The following is a 16129-nucleotide window of genomic DNA, read 5'->3' as shown; positions in this document are numbered from 1 at the left end:
TCTCGAAACCGCTTACATGACGAAACACAGGAGCTGACGTTGACCAGCGAGAAGATTCAACGCGTCGGCGTGATCGGCGCCGGGCAGATGGGCGCCGGGATCGCCGAGGTATGTGCGCGAGCGCACATCGACGTGCTGGTGTTCGAGCAGACCCGTGAGCTGGCCGCGGCCGGGCGATCGCGCATTCTGCGCTCGCTCGACCGCGGTGTCAGCAGCGGCAAGATCACCGAGCGGGAGCGGGAGCAGGCCGCTTGGCGGTTGCGCTTCACGTCCGACCTCGGCGATTTCGCCGATCGACAGCTCGTCGTGGAGGCGGTTCTCGAGGACGAGAAGATCAAGACCGCGATCTTCCGCGAATTGGACGAGGTCGTCACCGACCCCAACGCAGTGTTGGCGTCGAACACGTCCTCGATTCCGATCATGAAGCTCGGCATCGCGACCAAATCGCCGGACCGCGTCATCGGTATGCACTTCTTCAACCCGGTGCCGGTACTGCCGCTGGTCGAATTGGTGACCACGTTGAAGACGAGCACGGCTGTGTCCGAGCGTGCGGAGGCCTTCGCGAGCGATGTACTGGGCAAGCAGGTCGTTCGCTCGGCGGACCGGTCCGGGTTCGTCGTGAACGCGTTGCTTGTGCCGTACCTGCTGTCGGCAATTCGCATGGTGGAGTCGGGATTTGCCACCAAGGACGATGTCGACAAGGCGATGGTGCTCGGCTGTGCGCACCCGATGGGTCCACTCGCACTGACCGACCTCGTCGGTCTGGATACTGTGAAGTCGATCGCCGACTCCATGTATGCGGAGTTCAAAGAGCCGTTGTACTCGGCTCCGCCGCTCCTCATGCGCATGGTGGAAGCGGGCTTGACGGGTAAGAAATCCGGTGCGGGCTTCTACACCTACGAGGCCAAGAACGGTCGCAGTTCGAAATAAGGGGCTTCACAAGAGTGGGTGCACGGAGAGTCGATAGGCTCACCGTGCACCCACTTTTTCGTCTCTGTGAGGGAGCTTGATGTCCAGTAAAGGGGCCGAGGGATACGGTTCGAGCGTTCTCGGATATCCGAGGATCGGGCCGCATCGAGAACTCAAGCGTGCCCTGGAATCGTACTGGCACGGCAGCTCGACCAAAGAAGAGCTCATCGCTGTCGGTCGGGAGCTGCAGGAGCAGGCGTTCAGCGAACTCGCCGCCACCGGCATCACTCAAGTTCCCGGCAACACCTTCTCCTATTACGACCATGTTCTCGACAACGCGCTGCTGTTCGGCGCTGTGCCGACGCGGTTCAAACCCCTTGAGGCTGACCTCGATCCGCTGGATTTCTACTTCACGATGTGCCGCGGACGCCCGGACTTTCCGCCGCTGGAACTGGTGAAGTTCTTCGGCACCAACTACCACTACCGCCAACCCGAGCTCGACGAGACGACCGAGTTCTCGCTGCACCCTGAGGCATTGCTCGACGAGTTCGATCGTGCGTTGGAGCGTGGGATCGAACTTCGGCCGGTGGTACTCGGGCCGGTGTCGTTGTTGCTGCTCTGCAAGATCGGCCCGAAAGGTGCCAATCCCGCTGGCGGTGCGGTCGACGAAGCGTCATTCAAGCTCGGCCTGCTCGACAAACTGCTGCCGATCTACGAAGAGCTGTTCGAGATTCTCGCCAAGCGTGGCGCGACCTGCGTTCAGCTGGACGAACCGTCGTTCACCAGCGATCACTCAGCCGAAGAGCTGGCCGCGTTCGAGCGTGCTTACCAACGACTTTCGACGTCGGCGATGCGCCCGCGAATGCTCGTCACCGGACCGTACGGCGACTTCGGGGAGGCGTTGACGATCCTCGCGCAGACCAAGGTCGAAGCGATCGGTCTCGACCTCGCGTCCCACCGGGTCAAGCCCGACGATCTCGCCAAAGTGCCTGGTATCAAACGTAAACGGCTCTACGCTGGCGTTATCAGTGGCCGAAATGTCTGGCGCGCAGACCGTTTCGTGACGCTGACCTACCTGAATGAGCTCGCTGCGGTCTGCCCGGACCTTGTCGTATCGACCGGGTGCACGCTGCTGCATGTGCCCTACGACGTCCTTGTCGAATACGAGATCGAAGGCAACGTCGCCGACCGGCTGGCTTTCGCGAAGCAGAAGACGACGGAGGTCGTTTCGCTGGCCAAAGCGCTGACCGATGGTCCGTCGGACAAGTGGCGCAAACGTCCCACCTCGGTGCATTTCAAGCAGAAACACGCTGTCCGGCAACGGGTCTACGCGGTCACGCCGGAGATGCGCGAGCGCGAGCCGTACGAGGTGCGTAAGGCTGCGCAGCAGGCGAAGCTTCAGTTGCCGCTAGTCCCTGCAACGACTCTGGGGTCGTTCCCGCAGACCGACGCGATCCGCCAGGCGCGGTACGAATTAGGGCAGGGCCGGTTGGCGTACGACGAGTACACCGACCGCATCAAGGCCGAGATCGAGGCGACGATCCGACTGCAGGAAGACATCGGTCTCGACGTGCTGGTGCACGGTGAGCACGAGCGCAACGACATGATCCAGTACTTCGCCGAGTTGTTGGAGGGCTTCGCCTTTACCCATAACGGCTGGGTGCAGGTGTACGGGTCCCGCTGTGTGCGACCGCCGATCCTCTACGGGGACGTCGCACGTCCGGCGCCGATGACGGTCGAGTGGGCGACGTTCGCCCAGTCGCTGACCGATAAACCCGTCAAAGGCATGGTGACCGGTCCGGTCACGATGTTGGCGAGATCGTTCGTCCGGCAGGATCAGCCGTTGTTCGATACAGCGGATCAGGTGGCGCTCGCGATCCGAGACGAGGTCGTCGATCTCGAACGCGCCGGTGTCAAGATCATCCAGGTGGACGAGCCTGCAATTCGCGAACTGCTCCCGCTCCGGCACCAGGGGCGCGAGGAGTACTTGCGGTGGGCGGTCGGTGCGTTCCGGCTGGCAACGTCCGGCGTCAAGGCCGAAACCCAAATACATACGCACATCGGGTATTCCGGCTTGCAGATCGTGGTCGACGCAATCGAGGAGCTCGACGCCGACGTCACGGCAATCGTTGCAACCCGCTCGATCGACTGGGTCCTCGAGGCTCTCAAGGGCGATGTCTCCGAGGGCGCCGGACTCACGCGTGGCGTCGGTCCCGGTGTGTACGAGAGTCGGTCCGCGCGGATTCCCGATATCGACGAGCTCGACGAATTGCTCACTCGTGCAGCTGAATCCATCGACGTAGACCGTTTGTGGGCGAACCCTGACGGCGGGCTGAAGACGCGGCACGGCTGGCAACTGGAGCCGTCGTTGCGCAACCTTGTCGCCGCAGCCCGCCGTATCCGGCGGCGCGCGGCGAAGGCACAGGAGCAGTAGCCCCTACTCGAGGTTCTCGCGCAACTGGGCAAGCGTGCGCGCGAGAATCCGCGACACATGCATCTGTGAGATGCCCAACTTGTCGGCGATCTGAGTTTGCGTGAGATTGCCGAAGAATCGATACAGCAGCACGGTCCGCTCGCGCTCGGGGAGCGCCTCGAGCAGTGGTCGCAATGCTTCGTGATCCTCGACGTTCTGCAGCGCGGAGTCGAAATCGCCGAGCACCTCGACCAACGGGAGGTCCTCGCCTCGGTTGCCGACCGTCGTATCGACCGAGACGGTCTGATAGGCGTTACCGGCGACCAAGCCCTGGCTGACCTCGTCGGGGTCGAGATCCAGCTCCGCGGACAGCTCTTTGACGGTGGGTGGTCTACCCAGCCGCTGCGACAACGCGCTTGTCGTCTTGCTCAGCGCAAGGTGGAGCTCCTTCATCCGGCGTGGCACGCGCACGGCCCACCCGGTGTCGCGGAAATGCCTTCGGACCTCGCCCATGATCGTGGGCACAGCAAACGAGATGAAGTCGGAGCCGCGGCTGACGTCGAATCGATCGACCGCGTTGACCAGGCCGACACGGGCTACTTGGACGAGGTCGTCGTGTAGTTCGCCACGGCCGTCGAATCGTCGAGCGATGTGCTCGGCAAGAGGCAGACACCGAACCACCAGTTGGTCGCGCAGCGCGGCCCGGCGAGGATCGTCGGCCGGGAGAGCGTCGATTTCCTCGAACGCGGCCCCGACATTGTTGTAGTCGTCGGAATTCCGCGAGTTCTTATTGGAGTTCGCGGTGGGCGTCACGCGTCCGGGCCAACCTTGCTCTTGGTGAACTCGATCGCCGTGACGTCGCCGTCGCGCTCCAGAGCGATCGAATCGGTGAGAGTCTCTAGTACGTACCAACCGAATGTGCGTGACGTCGTGGCTTCGCCGTCGACTGTGCGCGTGCTGATCCGCACTCGAAGGTGGTCGGGTGAGTGCTGGAAGCTGCACGTCAGGATGCTGTCGGGTTTAGCGCGCACGATGAGGAAAGAGCAGGCCTCGTCCATGGCCAACCGCACATCGGCGATCGCGTCGAGATCGAAGTCGTCCTGGCCCGCGATGGTGCCTGCGACCGCACGCACGACGGACAACTGGGTTGGATCGGCGCTGACGCGTAATTCGACAACAGCGTTCCCCGACTGCGTGTCGGGTTCGATCGCGTTCAATTTGCCCATCGGACCTCCGAGTCGACCGTGCTCATGGATAGCGGCTCCTCGCCTTCGGACAGGTTACCCAGTTGCCTTCACTCTCAAGCTCGCCCGGTTGCAGTGTTTAACGTTCGGAACGCTCGGGTAGGCCTGGAGTGCAAGCAAATTACTACCGGAGGAGATGCACGTGGCTCAAGAAAACAGCGGACCCGCCGAAGGCATCAAGGGCGCAGTCGAGGAAATCAAGGGCAAGGTCAAGGAGGTCGCAGGCTCGGTACTCGGCCGCGACGACCTGGCTCGTGAAGGTGAAGCCCAGCAGGACAAGGGCGAGGCCCAGCTCGAGGTCGCCAAGCGCGAGGCGCAGGCTGAAAAGGCTCGTGCAGAAGCTGAAGTGAATGAGGCGCGGCAGCGCGCGGAGCAGAATCGCTGACCCCATTCTTCAGGGCAGTACCCAAAACGACCCCGCTTCGAGTGGGGTCGTTTTGTGTGGCTGTCAGTTGCCTATCTTGAACGACTGTCGCGGGTCGGTCGGTGATGTCGGCTGGTGGCGTTCCGAGCGCATCCAGGTCCCCACTCGATGCGTGACGACTCGCCGGAGCGGCCACCGCACATTGCGGTTTCTGTGCAAGTTCGCCGAGGAAAATCCTGGCGTGTGTCCTCCATCACGGGTACACTGAACATATGTTCGATATCGGGGGATCGTTTCTCACACAATCCATTTCACTGCTCGACCACATGACCACCGCATCCGTCGCGGAAAACAAAGCCGCCCACGCCAAAATCACCGCCGCCGGGCACTTCTGGTCGGACTGGATCGAACGCGACGCCGAACTCGCCACCGGCGACATCATCGACTGCGGCAACAACGCCCTCGCCGAAATGGCCGTCCGCCTCGGCGTCTCCAAAACCACCGCCGAAACCTTCGCCGGCGTCGGCATGGATTTGCGGTTGCGACTCCCTCGGGTGAATGCCGCCTTCGCCGCCGGCGAACTCGACTACCCCCGCGTCGCCCGGATCTGCCGCGCCACCACCGGATTCACCCACGACACCGTCGACAAAGCCGAAGAAGAGATCCTCTCTTCGGCGTTGCGGCTCTCACCCGGTCCGCTTGCCCGCGCGATCGACAAAACGCTGATTCGGGCCAGCCCCGACGAATACGCCGCCCTCCGCAAAGAACAACAACAGTTCCGTCGGGTGCGGCGCCGTCGAGGCGACGCCCTCTCGGTCATCGAAGCCCACGTCAACCCCGACGAAGCCGAAGCCGTGCTGCAACGGCTCACCGAAATCGCCGACACCGTCTGCACACACGACACCCGCGGACGCGACTACCGCATGGCCGACGCGTTCATGGCCCTCATGCACGGCGAAACCCACCTCGACTGCTCCTGCGGACGCGACGACTGCGCTGTCGCCGGTCAACCACGCAGCGACAAACGCCGCACACCCCTCGTCCAAGTGACCGTGGATATCGCCACCCTGCTCGGACTGCTCTCCAACCCCGCCTACCTCGACGGTCACGGACCCATCGACCCCGACCTCGCCCGCACCCTCGCCGAAGACGGCACCTGGCAAGTGATGCTCACCGAATGCCTGCACCTCGCCGAAGAACACGGCCTCATCGAACGCGAACCCGCCACCCAGTTCATCGCCCGCGGCGGGCGACACAACGCCGGCGTCATCCCCGAACCCGCGGCCGCCGTTGAGCCGAGCGAGGCCGATCACGACCCCGATGAACCGAAACCTACAGCAGCGCAACCAGACCCGACAGCGCCAGAAGTAGTTGCCGAACCGACACCGGCACCGGCACCGGTCGCGCTAGCGCGGGCGGTCGAGTTCCGCCGCCCCACTCACGTGGGCCGCGTCCAAGGACCGACCAGCCTGCGACTACCGAAAACGGCGTTCATCTACCGACCCAACGCCGAAACAACAGCCCTGGTCCGCGCCCGCGACCAGCACTGCCGCTTCCCCGGCTGCAATGTGCCCGCAGCCAAATGCCAACTCGACCACATCGAAGAATTCGACCAAACCAACCCACCCGACGGCGGACTCACCCTCCCGGAAAACCTGCAATGCCTCTGTCAACTCCACCACACCCTCAAAACATTGAGACTGTGGCGCGCGGAAGCACTGCCCGGCAGCCGAATCCGCTGGACCAGCAGCCACGGCGAACACTTCATCACCACACCGGGAGGCGGACTCACCGCAGTCCCACCGGCACGCCTCAAACCGAAACTCACCATCACCCGAAACCCAGAACAACCAGCACTACCAACCACACAACCGGACGAACCGGCGCCGTTCTGACAGCTGATCCGTAGACAGGCTCTCGGCTCGTCCTGCTTCGAGCGGGGTGGCTTTGGGTATTCGGGGGTAATGAACGATCGCCCGACCTTCGGAGTCGAAGAAGAGTTGCTCCTGGTCGACCCCGCGACAGGCCTACCCGTTGCCAAGAACGAGGAAGTAGCCCGATCGGCGCGGCGCGAAGGCGTCGACTTGCAGCTGGAACTCACCAGTTGCCAGGTCGAGACGACGTCACCCGTCTCGACCACAGCAATCGAGCTCGGCAAGCACCTTCGCGAGCTACGCGAAACTGCTGCGAAGGCCGCGACCGACGCGGGCGTCTCGCTACTTGCGGTGGCCGTGCCGCCGGCAGTCTCCGAGAAGTTTCCCATCACCGACACCCCGCGGTACAAGAGAATCGCAGACCGTTTCGGCATGGTCGCCCACGAGCAGGGGATATGCGGCGCGCACGTCCACGTCTCGGTGCCCGATCGAGAGATTGCCGTGGCTGTGAGCAATCGCTTGCGGCCCTGGTTGCCGCTTCTACTGGCCTTGACCGCAAATTCCGCGGTGTACCGCGGTGCCGAGACTGGTTATGCCAGTTGGCGTTCGGTTCTCTGGCAGCGCTGGCCGTGTGCTGGTCCGCCGCCGTATCTGCGGTCGGCGAGTCATTTCGACCAACTGGTGGACATGATGGTGGACAGCGGCGCCATCCTCGATCCAGGCATGGTCTATTGGGATGTTCGGCCCTCGGCCAACTTTCCGACAGTCGAAATTCGGGTCAGCGACGTCCCGGCGACGGTCGCGGAGAGCACCTTGCTCGCGACCCTCGTGCGAGCGCTCGTGATGACCGCGACCGAGGACATTGCCAGAGGCGCAGAGGAACCGCAGTTCGAGGAGCAGGCGCTGCGCGCGGCCTACTGGAAGGGAGCACACGACGGCATCGGAGGCGAAGCGATCGACGTCATCGACGGTCGGGTACTGCCAGCCGCCGACCTGCTGAATACATTGCTGACGAGGGTTCGTCCGGCTCTCGACGAACTCGGCGAGTTCGACAGCGCTGCGCGGGGCGTCGCCGAGGTGCTTGCCCACGGTAACGGTGCAACACGCCAGCTCAGCGCGTTGCGGCGCCGAGGAGAGTTGAGTGACGTCATCACCGAGTGCGCGCGGCGGACGTTGTCGTAGATGTTTCGACCCGGTGGCCAGGGGTAACCGAAAGTCATGGACGAAAAAGCGATTCAGGACATCGACGTCGGCGAACCGGCCGTACCGAACGACCCAGCCGGATGGGCGGGCTACGTGTTCCTGCTGGTCGGCATCGGCGGACTTGCCGTGACCTTGGTCGCGCTCGGATATGGCTTCATGGGTTGGGGCGCGATCGGTGCCGCTGCGACCGTCGTGGCATTGGGAGCCGGAGCGTTTCTATTGTGGCGTGCGGGTCGGCACAACTTCAAGCACCTCGACGCCGACCGGGAAGCCTGAGTTCCACGGGCTACCGACTCCGTAGCGGAACCACGAGCCAGACCAGCGCAAAGGTCAGCGCGACACCCACGGCTGCGCAAATAGCGGCGACCTCACCGACCACGAGGTAGAACATGATCGCGACGACTCCGGTCAATGCGAGGCCGAGTAGCACGAGCCCAGCCATTGCATAGCGGTGGGCGGCCGTGACGAGCCGGTCGAGCCGGTGCCTGCGAAAAAGGATCCGGTGCGTGGCGACCGGAGCAATCAGCAGCACCGTGGATGCGATGGAGCAGAGGACGGTCGCCAGATAGACGCCCTTCATCGCGTCGCTCAAAGCGTCGAAGCGATCTTGAAACGGCAGCGTCAACAGAAATCCGGTGAGCAATTGAACGCCAGTCTGCACGACTCGAAGCTCCTGCAGAAGGCTGATCCAATTACGGTCGAGCCCTTCGGTTTCCGTCTCGTTGCGCAGTGACTCCCCGTCGCCGGTATTGCTCACCTGGGTCAGCTCGGGGGCGACGGGAGTTTCAGCAGTGCGCGGCTTGGGCGCAGCGGCGGAGCAACGATGCCGAGTAGCCCCCGCAAGCCGGCGAATGTCATGTTGGCCCAGTCGAAGTGGTCGTGCATTCGGACGATTTCCCCGCTGCGGACCTCGAAAGTGCCGCACGCCCAGATCAGCATTTCGAGCGGGCCGATCTTGACCAACTCGCGCCGAGCGGTCAGCACGGTCTCGCCGTTGCCCGCGATGTCGAGAGCGACGATGTCGAATCGTGTGACAAGGCTTGCGACCAGTCCGAAGACGTGCCGGAACGCCGACCTTCCGCGTACCGATGGCAGTCCTGAATGGGACAGCCGGAAGGTCTCGGCGAGTAGGCCGGCTGCTGCGTCAGGGTCCAGGGCTTGCAACGACCGCAGAAATGCCCGAACGACCTCGACTTCCAGCGTTTCGCCCATTCGGACGTCCGGGTCGAGCCTCGAGCCATGTCCGTTGTTCACGTCTCGCTCCTGTCGGTCGATGTCCTCGAATAACAGTATGGACGCTCGACCGACTGGAAGCGCAGGTTCGCTGCGCCGCGTGCGTCACAACGGTCGGCCACTCGGTATTTCACGGCGTGACGATGTTGAATTTCGGGTCACGCGCTTCCAGCACACCGATCAAACTTTGCAGGACGTGTTGGTCTCCCGTGAGTTCGAGGCCCGGTGACGTGAGGTCGCCCAGCAGCACGCCCACGAGCCTGCCCTTGGTGGTCGTCAACGTCGCCGCAGCCGTCCCATCGGCCGGTTTGGCAACGTAGATCAGCACACCGTTGCGAACGGTGATCCGAAAATTCACGTCCAGATCCGTGAACGTCATGTCCAGGGTCAAGTCGAGGTTCCACGCTTTCGGCCCGTTGATCGAGATCGAGAGCGAATCCAGGATCTGCTCAGGAGTGAGCTGGGCAATGAGGGCGGGCGAGCTCGCCTTACCAGGCGTCCCGAAGTTGCCTTCCCTGAGCTCGGTTGCACCCGATAGGAAGAAGTTCCGCCACGTTGCGTTCTCCGCGCCGTATGCCAACTGCTCCAGCGTGTTCGCGTACAGCGTCCGTGCGCCGGAATGCGCCTCGTCGGTGAAGATGGCGTGGTCGAGAAGAGTTGCCGCCCAACGATAGTCGCCTTCATCGAACGCTTGCTGAGCAACTTCGACAACTCGATCCAGGCCACCGATGGCCGCAACATAACGCTTGGCCAGCGCTGTCGGCTCGTGTGGCCAGAGCCGTGCGGGGTTGCCGTCGAACCAACCCATGTAGCGCTGATAGATCGCCTTGACGTTGTGGCTGACCGAGCCGTAGTAGCCGTGCGTGCTCCACGCGGCTTCGAGGGCAGGCGGCAGTTCGATCATTTCCGCGATCTCGGCGCCGGTGAAGCCCTTGTTGATGCACCGCAACGTCTGGTCGTGCAGGTAGGCGTACAGGTCTCGTTGAGTCGCAAGGTAGTCGACGACTCGCTCGCGACCCCAGGTCGGCCAGTGGTGCGAGGCGAATGCCACGTCACTTCTGGCGCCGAAGGTTTCGATCGCTTCGGTCAGATAGCCCGACCACACATGTGGGTCGCGAACCAACGCACCCCGCAAGGTCAGCAGGTTGTGCATCGTGTGGGTCGCGTTCTCCGCCATGCATAATGCGCGGTAGCGCGGAAAGTAGAAATGCATCTCAGCCGGCGCTTCGGTGCCTGGCGCCATCTGGAATTCGATGTCGACGCCGTCGATCGTGTGGACCTCGCCGGTTGTCTTGATATCGACGGTCGGCACGATGAGTCCGACTTCGCCGCCGGAGGTCGTCGCGCCAAGACCGGCACCGACCTGCCCTTGCGGTCCCTTCGCGAGTGCAGCCCCGTACATGTAGCCGGCGCGTCGCGCCATCGCTGTACCCGCGTAGACGTTTTCCGCCACTGCGTGTTCTAGGAAACCTTCGGGTGCGAGCACCGCGATCTTCCCGGCGTCTACGTCTGCCTGGGATGCGACGCCGAAGACACCGCCGAAATGGTCGACATGGCTGTGCGTGTAGATCACGGCGACAACGTCCTTCGCGCCGCGATGCGCCCGGTAGAACTCCACGGCGGCCGCTGCTGTCTCGGTCGAAATGAGCGGGTCGATCACGATTACGCCTGTGTCACCCTCGACGAAGGTCACATTCGAGAGATCGAAGCCACGCACCTGGTAAATACCTTCGACGACTTCGTAAAGCCCCTGGCGCGCGACCAGTTGCGACTGCCGCCACAAACTCGGGTGCACGGACGGTGGCGCATCACCTTCCAGAAATCCGTACGCGTCGTTGTCCCACACCACCTGACCGTCGGCGGCTGTGATTACTCCCGGCTCCAACTTTGCGATGAAGCCGCGATCGGCGTCGGCGAAATCATCGGTGTCGGCGAATGGCAGCGAGGACAAGTGAGCAGCATGCGCCGCTTCGATGTTCGCTGAGGGTGACTGTTGTTCCATCGTGGCTCCGTCGAGAGGTGGAATCGACTTGGAAGCTGCTCGGCAATCTCACCGTAACCGATCTCGCATCGCGGGCCACCGCGCGGGTCACAGGGGTCGGCTACTCTTTCGTCGGAGGTGGTGGGTTCGATGGCAAACGGGGTCTTGCGGCCCGGCGCCGTGTTCGCCGGCTACCGAATCGAGCGAGTGCTCGGTGTCGGCGGAATGGGCACGGTGTACCTCGCCGCGCATCCGCGCCTACCTCGCCAGATCGCGCTGAAACTGCTGCATCAGAACCTCACGAGCGACGACTATGTGCGCTCCAGGTTCGAGTTGGAGGCCGAGCACGCGGCTCGGTTGGAGCACCCGAATGTCGTCGCTGTCGAGGACCGCGGACGCGACGGTGGCCAGCTGTGGATCGCCATGCGCTATGTCGCCGGAATCGATGCGGAGAAGCTGCTGTCGGAAGGTCCGCTGGAGCCTGCGCGGGCCGTCTACATCATCACCGAGACCGCCGAAGCGCTCGACTACGCACACGAACTGGGTGTGCTCCATCGCGACGTCAAACCTGCCAATATCTTGCTGGAGCGACGCGGTTCGAATCGCCGCGAACGAGTGTTGTTGGCCGACTTCGGAATCGCGAAAGCGCTCGAAGAGACGACGCAGCTGACCAGCAGCGGCATGATGGTCGCGAGCTTGCCCTACGCGGCCCCGGAGGCGTTCGACAACCTCGACCCCGACCCCCGGATGGACGTCTATGCCTTGGGCTGCACGCTCTTTCGATTGCTGACCGGTCGGCAACCGTACCCGGGCAGCACCCTGCCGCAGCTCTGGTACGGGCATGCGCAGGCGCCGATTCCGCAACCGAGCGCGGTCCGCGATGGGCTACCCGTTGGTTTCGACGACGTGATTCTGCGAGCGCTGGCGAAGAAGCCGAACGATCGCTTCCGCAGTTGCGGTGAGCTCGCCGACGCCGCGGTCGCAGCATTGACACCGGTGTCGCAGTTGGTCGTGCCGCCGGAACCGGAGCCGCAGGCTGCGCCCGCACCAGAGGAGCCGACCACCGTCGAGGTGCGGACTCGTCCCGTCGCCACGACGCCGCCGCCCTCGCCCAAGGAGCGCGACGCAAGGCTTGCCATTGCCTCGGTCACGACGCGGTTGTCGGCAGTCCAGACGCGAGCCGAGCGCCTGGAACCCGCATTCGCGTCGTTGAAAAGCGAATTCAGCGCGCAATGCTCCGCGGACCTGATCTCCAACGAACGCATCAGCAGCGCTGAGATCGTGGAGGCAGAAACGATTCTGACCTCGGCCGTCGAGGCGCTCGACCGCGGCGATGCCGAGCGAGCGCTGGAGCTGACCCGCGCGGTCCGGGCTCACCTGTCGACTGCCGAACGCAACGTCGACGCAGTCACCGGCAGGCTTGCGTTGCTGCGTGCGGTGCGGGCCAACCCGAAGGCCAAGGTCGCCGAGGTTCGCTTCAAAGTGCACGATGCGCAGATGCTCGCGCTCAATCACGGCACCGCTGACCAGTGGCAGGCCGAATTCGACGCGCAGCTGGAACGGATCGACCGTATCGCTGCCGAGCTGAGCGGTCGGCATCCGGACTACTGGGCCTACATCACCGGCCTCGATGATGTGAAGTCCCACATCTCGGCGCTGGTTCAGCGAATGAAGCGAGAACGACGGCTGCGCTGACTTTGTCGTGACCAAATTCTGTCGTGACCAAATTCGGTCCTGCTGCGTTACGTTCTATATATGGTCACCGCAGCCGCATACGCAGTCTCAGCACCCGACGCAAAGTTCGAAAAAGTGACGATCGACCGTCGTGAGCTCGGCCCAGCCGATGTGTTGATCGACGTGAAGTACGCCGGCATATGTCACTCGGACATCCACACCGCACGCAACGACTGGAAGGGGACCACGTACCCCTGCGTCCCCGGCCACGAAATCGTCGGTCTCGTCGCCGATGTCGGGTCCGGTGTCACGAAATACAAACCGGGGGATCGGGTCGGCGTCGGCTGTTTCGTCGATTCCTGCCGCGAATGCAGCGCCTGCGTGGCGGGCGAGGAGCAGTACTGCATCAAAAGAGTTGTTGCTACCTATAATTCGCCCCTGCCGGACGGAAGCTACACGCTCGGTGGATATTCCACGCAGGTCGTGGTCACCGAACACTTCGTCCTGTCCATTCCCGACGGGCTTGCCCTCGACGTCACCGCACCGCTGCTGTGTGCAGGGATCACGCTGTATTCGCCTCTACGCCACTGGAATGCGGGTCCGGGCAAGCAGGTCGCAATCGTCGGTATGGGCGGTCTTGGTCACGTCGGTGTCAAGATCGCCAACGCCATGGGTGCAGAAGTGACCGTCCTCAGTCAGTCCTTGAGCAAGCAGGAGGACGGCAAACGTCTCGGCGCCCACCATTACTACGCCACCAGCGATCCGCAGACCTTCAAGCAGTTGCGCAATCGATTCGATTTGATTATCAACACTGTCTCCGTGAACCTCGACATCGACCGGTACTTGTCGATGCTTGCGATCGACGGAACGCTGGTCGAACTCGGGTTGCCGGAACACCCGATCGAGGTGCGCGCCTTCTTCCTCGCCAACAACCGGCGCAGCCTGGCGGGTTCGATGGTCGGCGGAATTCCGCAGACGCAGGAAATGCTCGATTTCTGCGCCGAGCATGGCATCGGAGCTGAGATCGAAGTAATCTCGGCCGACCGGATCGACGAGGCCTACGATCGCGTCGTTGCCAGCGACGTCCGCTATCGGTTCGTCATCGACGCGGGCACTTTTTAGAGGATGTGAGCGTGCCGCCCGACGTGCCACCACACCTGCGCGGGATGTGGGTGCCGCCGGGTGGTGCCGAACCGCCGCCACTGCTCCCAGCGCAGCCGCCCGCGCCGTCGCGGGGCGGGGGAGCGGTCCGAGCGTTGGTCGCGGTGTGTCTTCTCGTCGGCGCGCTCGTGGTGGGTGGCAAGGTCGTCGGCGATCGAAACTGGACGCTGCCATGGAAGGGCGACACGCCCTCTGCGGCGCCGATTGCGCCGATTGCTCCGTCGCCACCGTTGGACTTCGCCGCTGTGAGTGCGATCATCAACCCGACGTTGGTGAACATCGACGTCGTCGTTGGGCCACTCGAAATGCGTGGTGCGGGAACGGGAATCGTGCTGAGCTCGAACGGTCAGATCTTGACCTGTCATCACGTCGTCAAAGGCGCGATCGAAATCCAGGTCACCGATGTCGGCAACGGTTTGATCTACGACGCGACCGTTGTCGGGTACGACAGCACCCACGACGTCGCCGTGCTGCAGTTAGTGAACGCCGTCGACCTGGCAACCGCGCGCGTCGGCGACTCGTCCAAGGTGCGATTCGGCGATGAGGTATTGGCCTCGGGGAATGCGCGCGGCGCGGGTGGCACGCCGACGAGCGTCGCTGGCAAGGTCACGGATGTGGACGCGACGATCGTTGCGCGCAGCCAGGCGGACTACTCGCGCAAGTATCTGAACGGCCTGATCGAGGTCGAGGCGACGGTCGTGCCCGGTCAATCCGGGGGATCGCTCGCCAACAGCGCAGGCGAGGTGATCGGCCTGATCACCGCGGCATCGATGACTCCGGATCCAGACGCCACGCCCACTGTCGAACCGACGCCGCAGGCAGCACCCGAACCTGGTCAGGGCTACGCGGTTCCCATCAAGGATGCGATGGCAATCGCCGACCAGATCCGGTCCGGGCAGCGATCCGACACCGTACACATCGGGCCGACGGCGACCCTGGGTGTCGTTGTCTCCGACAGTAAGTCACCGAAGTTCATGGGCGCGCAGGTCGAGATCGCTGTGTTCGATTCGCCTGCGTACGCCGCAGGGCTCGACACCGGCGACGTCATCACCGCGATCGATGGAAAGCCCGTCGATTCCTCGACTGCGCTGCGTGCGGAGATCTCTGCCCGCAGCCCCGACGACGTGGTCGTGCTGGATGTGACAGACAAGGCGGGCGGTCACCGGGTCGTGCGAGTCACTCTTGCCGGTGGTCCGCCGAACTGACGGCGCCGGTCAGGATTGCGCCAGCCGCTTTTTTTCCGCCTCCACGTCGAAATCGGCAGGGGGCCAGTCGAGCTCCATCGCCTCCAACGCGCCGATCAGGAGTTCGGTGACAGCTAGTCGGCTGAACCATTTGTGATCGGCTGGGACGAGATACCACGGCGCGTAGTCGGTCGACGTCCTGTCGAACACCGCCTGATACGCCTCCTGATAGGCGGGCCAGAGTTTGCGTTCATCGATGTCGCCTGGATTGAACTTCCAGTACTTGTCCGGCCGATCGAGGCGTTCGGCGAGCCGGTCCCTTTGCTCGTCGTGCGAGATGACGAGTGCAACCTTGATGACGGTCGTTCCGCCGTCGACCAGATCTCGCTCGAATCCGTTGATCTCGTCGTATCGCGCGCCCCAGACCTCTGGTGGTACGAGATTGTGTACCCGGACGACGAGGACGTCCTCGTAGTGCGAGCGATCGAAAACCCCGATCTGGCCCGCCGCGGGCAACGCCCTGTTGATGCGCCACAAATAGTGGTGACGCTTCTCCTCTTCGGTCGGCACCCCGAACGAGGTGTGATCGATGCCCGAGGGGTCGGCCGCGCGGATGACGTGGCGGACGATTCCGCCCTTACCCGATGTATCCATTCCTTGGAGGACGAGCAGGACGGAGCGATTGCCGCCCGATCTGCCGTTCGCGTACAGCTTCTCCTGCAGCGCGGCAAACACGGCACCGCGTTCGGTCAGCAATTCCGCCGCTTGATTCGAGTCACCACTGAAACCGGGAGTAGCGCGCGTGTTGAATTCTGCAAGCGAGGTCTTCTTCGTTGCTCGGAGGGCTTCGCTTGCCGGCTTACTCCACGCACTCTTCGTTTTCGCCATC

15 protein-coding genes are annotated in these 16129 nt (G+C 63.4%); 9 read left to right on the top strand and 6 right to left on the bottom strand.

Going from position 1 to position 16129, the window contains the following annotated elements:
* The first annotated feature begins 39 nt into the window (after window positions 1–39).
* Together FGL95_RS23705 and metE are read left to right on the top strand one after the other, a co-directional pair.
* The gene (locus tag FGL95_RS23705) at window positions 40–930 is read left to right on the top strand and encodes a 3-hydroxybutyryl-CoA dehydrogenase (RefSeq protein ID WP_169591578.1); all 891 of its coding nucleotides are present in this window, start codon (window positions 40–42) and stop codon (window positions 928–930) included.
* 79 nt (window positions 931–1009) lie between these two features.
* Window positions 1010–3343 carry a 5-methyltetrahydropteroyltriglutamate--homocysteine S-methyltransferase gene (gene metE, locus FGL95_RS23700; RefSeq protein ID WP_169591574.1) on the top strand — a complete coding sequence of 778 codons (2334 nt, stop codon included), beginning with the start codon at window positions 1010–1012 and terminating at the stop codon, window positions 3341–3343.
* A 3-nt stretch (window positions 3344–3346) separates the two neighbouring features.
* Here the strand turns inward: metE and FGL95_RS23695 are convergent, their stop codons facing one another.
* A complete protein-coding gene (locus tag FGL95_RS23695; RefSeq protein ID WP_169591572.1) occupies window positions 3347–4135 on the bottom strand; it encodes a SigB/SigF/SigG family RNA polymerase sigma factor in 789 nt (262 codons plus the stop codon).
* Window positions 4132–4548, bottom strand: a complete 417-nt coding sequence (locus tag FGL95_RS23690; protein ID WP_169591569.1) for an ATP-binding protein — start codon at window positions 4546–4548, stop codon at window positions 4132–4134. Before FGL95_RS23690 ends, FGL95_RS23695 begins: the two co-directional genes overlap by 4 nt.
* A gap of 160 nt (window positions 4549–4708) precedes the next feature.
* Here FGL95_RS23690 and mbp1 point away from each other — a divergent pair, with 160 nt between their 5' ends.
* From mbp1 to FGL95_RS23670, 4 genes are all read left to right on the top strand, one after another.
* A complete protein-coding gene (gene mbp1 / locus FGL95_RS23685; RefSeq protein ID WP_169591567.1) occupies window positions 4709–4951 on the top strand; it encodes a microaggregate-binding protein 1 in 243 nt (80 codons plus the stop codon).
* Between the two features lie 251 nt (window positions 4952–5202).
* Window positions 5203–6825 carry an HNH endonuclease signature motif containing protein gene (locus tag FGL95_RS23680; RefSeq protein WP_169591565.1) on the top strand — a complete coding sequence of 541 codons (1623 nt, stop codon included), beginning with the start codon at window positions 5203–5205 and terminating at the stop codon, window positions 6823–6825.
* 69 nt (window positions 6826–6894) lie between these two features.
* Window positions 6895–7986: a glutamate--cysteine ligase 2 gene (locus FGL95_RS23675; protein WP_169591562.1), complete on the top strand. Its 1092-nt coding sequence runs from the start codon at window positions 6895–6897 to the stop codon at window positions 7984–7986.
* Between the two features lie 36 nt (window positions 7987–8022).
* Window positions 8023–8283: a hypothetical protein gene (locus FGL95_RS23670; RefSeq protein WP_169591560.1), complete on the top strand. Its 261-nt coding sequence runs from the start codon at window positions 8023–8025 to the stop codon at window positions 8281–8283.
* A gap of 10 nt (window positions 8284–8293) precedes the next feature.
* Here the strand turns inward: FGL95_RS23670 and FGL95_RS23665 are convergent, their stop codons facing one another.
* The 3 genes from FGL95_RS23665 to FGL95_RS23655 form a co-directional block, all read right to left on the bottom strand.
* A complete protein-coding gene (locus tag FGL95_RS23665; RefSeq protein ID WP_338079997.1) occupies window positions 8294–8764 on the bottom strand; it encodes a DUF6328 family protein in 471 nt (156 codons plus the stop codon).
* A 5-nt stretch (window positions 8765–8769) separates the two neighbouring features.
* Entirely contained in the window at window positions 8770–9261 is a 492-nt protein-coding gene (locus FGL95_RS23660; protein ID WP_169591557.1) for a limonene-1,2-epoxide hydrolase family protein, read from the bottom strand.
* Between the two features lie 109 nt (window positions 9262–9370).
* Complete coding sequence (locus tag FGL95_RS23655; protein ID WP_169591554.1) at window positions 9371–11242, bottom strand: alkyl/aryl-sulfatase; 1872 nt, start codon at window positions 11240–11242, stop codon at window positions 9371–9373.
* Window positions 11243–11371: 129 nt separating this feature from the next.
* On the opposite strand from FGL95_RS23655, the gene FGL95_RS23650 reads away from it, so the two are divergent.
* Genes FGL95_RS23650 through FGL95_RS23640 form a run of 3 tightly spaced genes read left to right on the top strand, consistent with a single transcriptional unit; the run spans window position 11372 to window position 15261 of the window.
* A complete protein-coding gene (locus FGL95_RS23650; RefSeq protein ID WP_169591552.1) occupies window positions 11372–12916 on the top strand; it encodes a serine/threonine-protein kinase in 1545 nt (514 codons plus the stop codon).
* Between the two features lie 60 nt (window positions 12917–12976).
* Window positions 12977–14017 carry an NAD(P)-dependent alcohol dehydrogenase gene (locus FGL95_RS23645; RefSeq protein ID WP_169591548.1) on the top strand — a complete coding sequence of 347 codons (1041 nt, stop codon included), beginning with the start codon at window positions 12977–12979 and terminating at the stop codon, window positions 14015–14017.
* Window positions 14018–14028: 11 nt separating this feature from the next.
* Window positions 14029–15261, top strand: a complete 1233-nt coding sequence (locus tag FGL95_RS23640) for a S1C family serine protease (protein WP_338079996.1) — start codon at window positions 14029–14031, stop codon at window positions 15259–15261.
* A gap of 9 nt (window positions 15262–15270) precedes the next feature.
* On the opposite strand, the gene FGL95_RS23635 is transcribed toward FGL95_RS23640, so the two are convergent.
* Entirely contained in the window at window positions 15271–16128 is an 858-nt protein-coding gene (locus FGL95_RS23635; protein ID WP_169591545.1) for a polyphosphate kinase 2 family protein, read from the bottom strand.
* Between the last annotated feature and the right edge of the window lies 1 nt (window position 16129).

This window comes from Antrihabitans stalactiti, assembly GCF_012932915.1.
Classification (GTDB): domain Bacteria; phylum Actinomycetota; class Actinomycetes; order Mycobacteriales; family Mycobacteriaceae; genus Antrihabitans; species Antrihabitans stalactiti.
The sequence above is the reverse complement of the archived record's forward strand: the minus strand, read 5'-3'. Positions and strand labels throughout refer to the sequence as shown.

Excerpts from the sequence above, each read along its gene's own strand:
- FGL95_RS23670 (WP_169591560.1), top strand. The coding sequence starts at position 8,023 with ATGGACGAAAAAGCGATTCAGGACATCGACGTCGGCGAACCGGCCGTA.
- metE (WP_169591574.1), top strand. The coding sequence starts at position 1,010 with ATGTCCAGTAAAGGGGCCGAGGGATACGGTTCGAGCGTTCTCGGATAT.
- FGL95_RS23645 (WP_169591548.1), top strand. The coding sequence starts at position 12,977 with ATGGTCACCGCAGCCGCATACGCAGTCTCAGCACCCGACGCAAAGTTC.
- FGL95_RS23690 (WP_169591569.1), bottom strand. The coding sequence starts at position 4,548 with ATGGGCAAATTGAACGCGATCGAACCCGACACGCAGTCGGGGAACGCT.
- FGL95_RS23680 (WP_169591565.1), top strand. The coding sequence starts at position 5,203 with ATGTTCGATATCGGGGGATCGTTTCTCACACAATCCATTTCACTGCTC.
- FGL95_RS23675 (WP_169591562.1), top strand. The coding sequence starts at position 6,895 with ATGAACGATCGCCCGACCTTCGGAGTCGAAGAAGAGTTGCTCCTGGTC.
- FGL95_RS23635 (WP_169591545.1), bottom strand. The coding sequence starts at position 16,128 with ATGGCGAAAACGAAGAGTGCGTGGAGTAAGCCGGCAAGCGAAGCCCTC.
- FGL95_RS23655 (WP_169591554.1), bottom strand. The coding sequence starts at position 11,242 with ATGGAACAACAGTCACCCTCAGCGAACATCGAAGCGGCGCATGCTGCT.
- FGL95_RS23650 (WP_169591552.1), top strand. The coding sequence starts at position 11,372 with ATGGCAAACGGGGTCTTGCGGCCCGGCGCCGTGTTCGCCGGCTACCGA.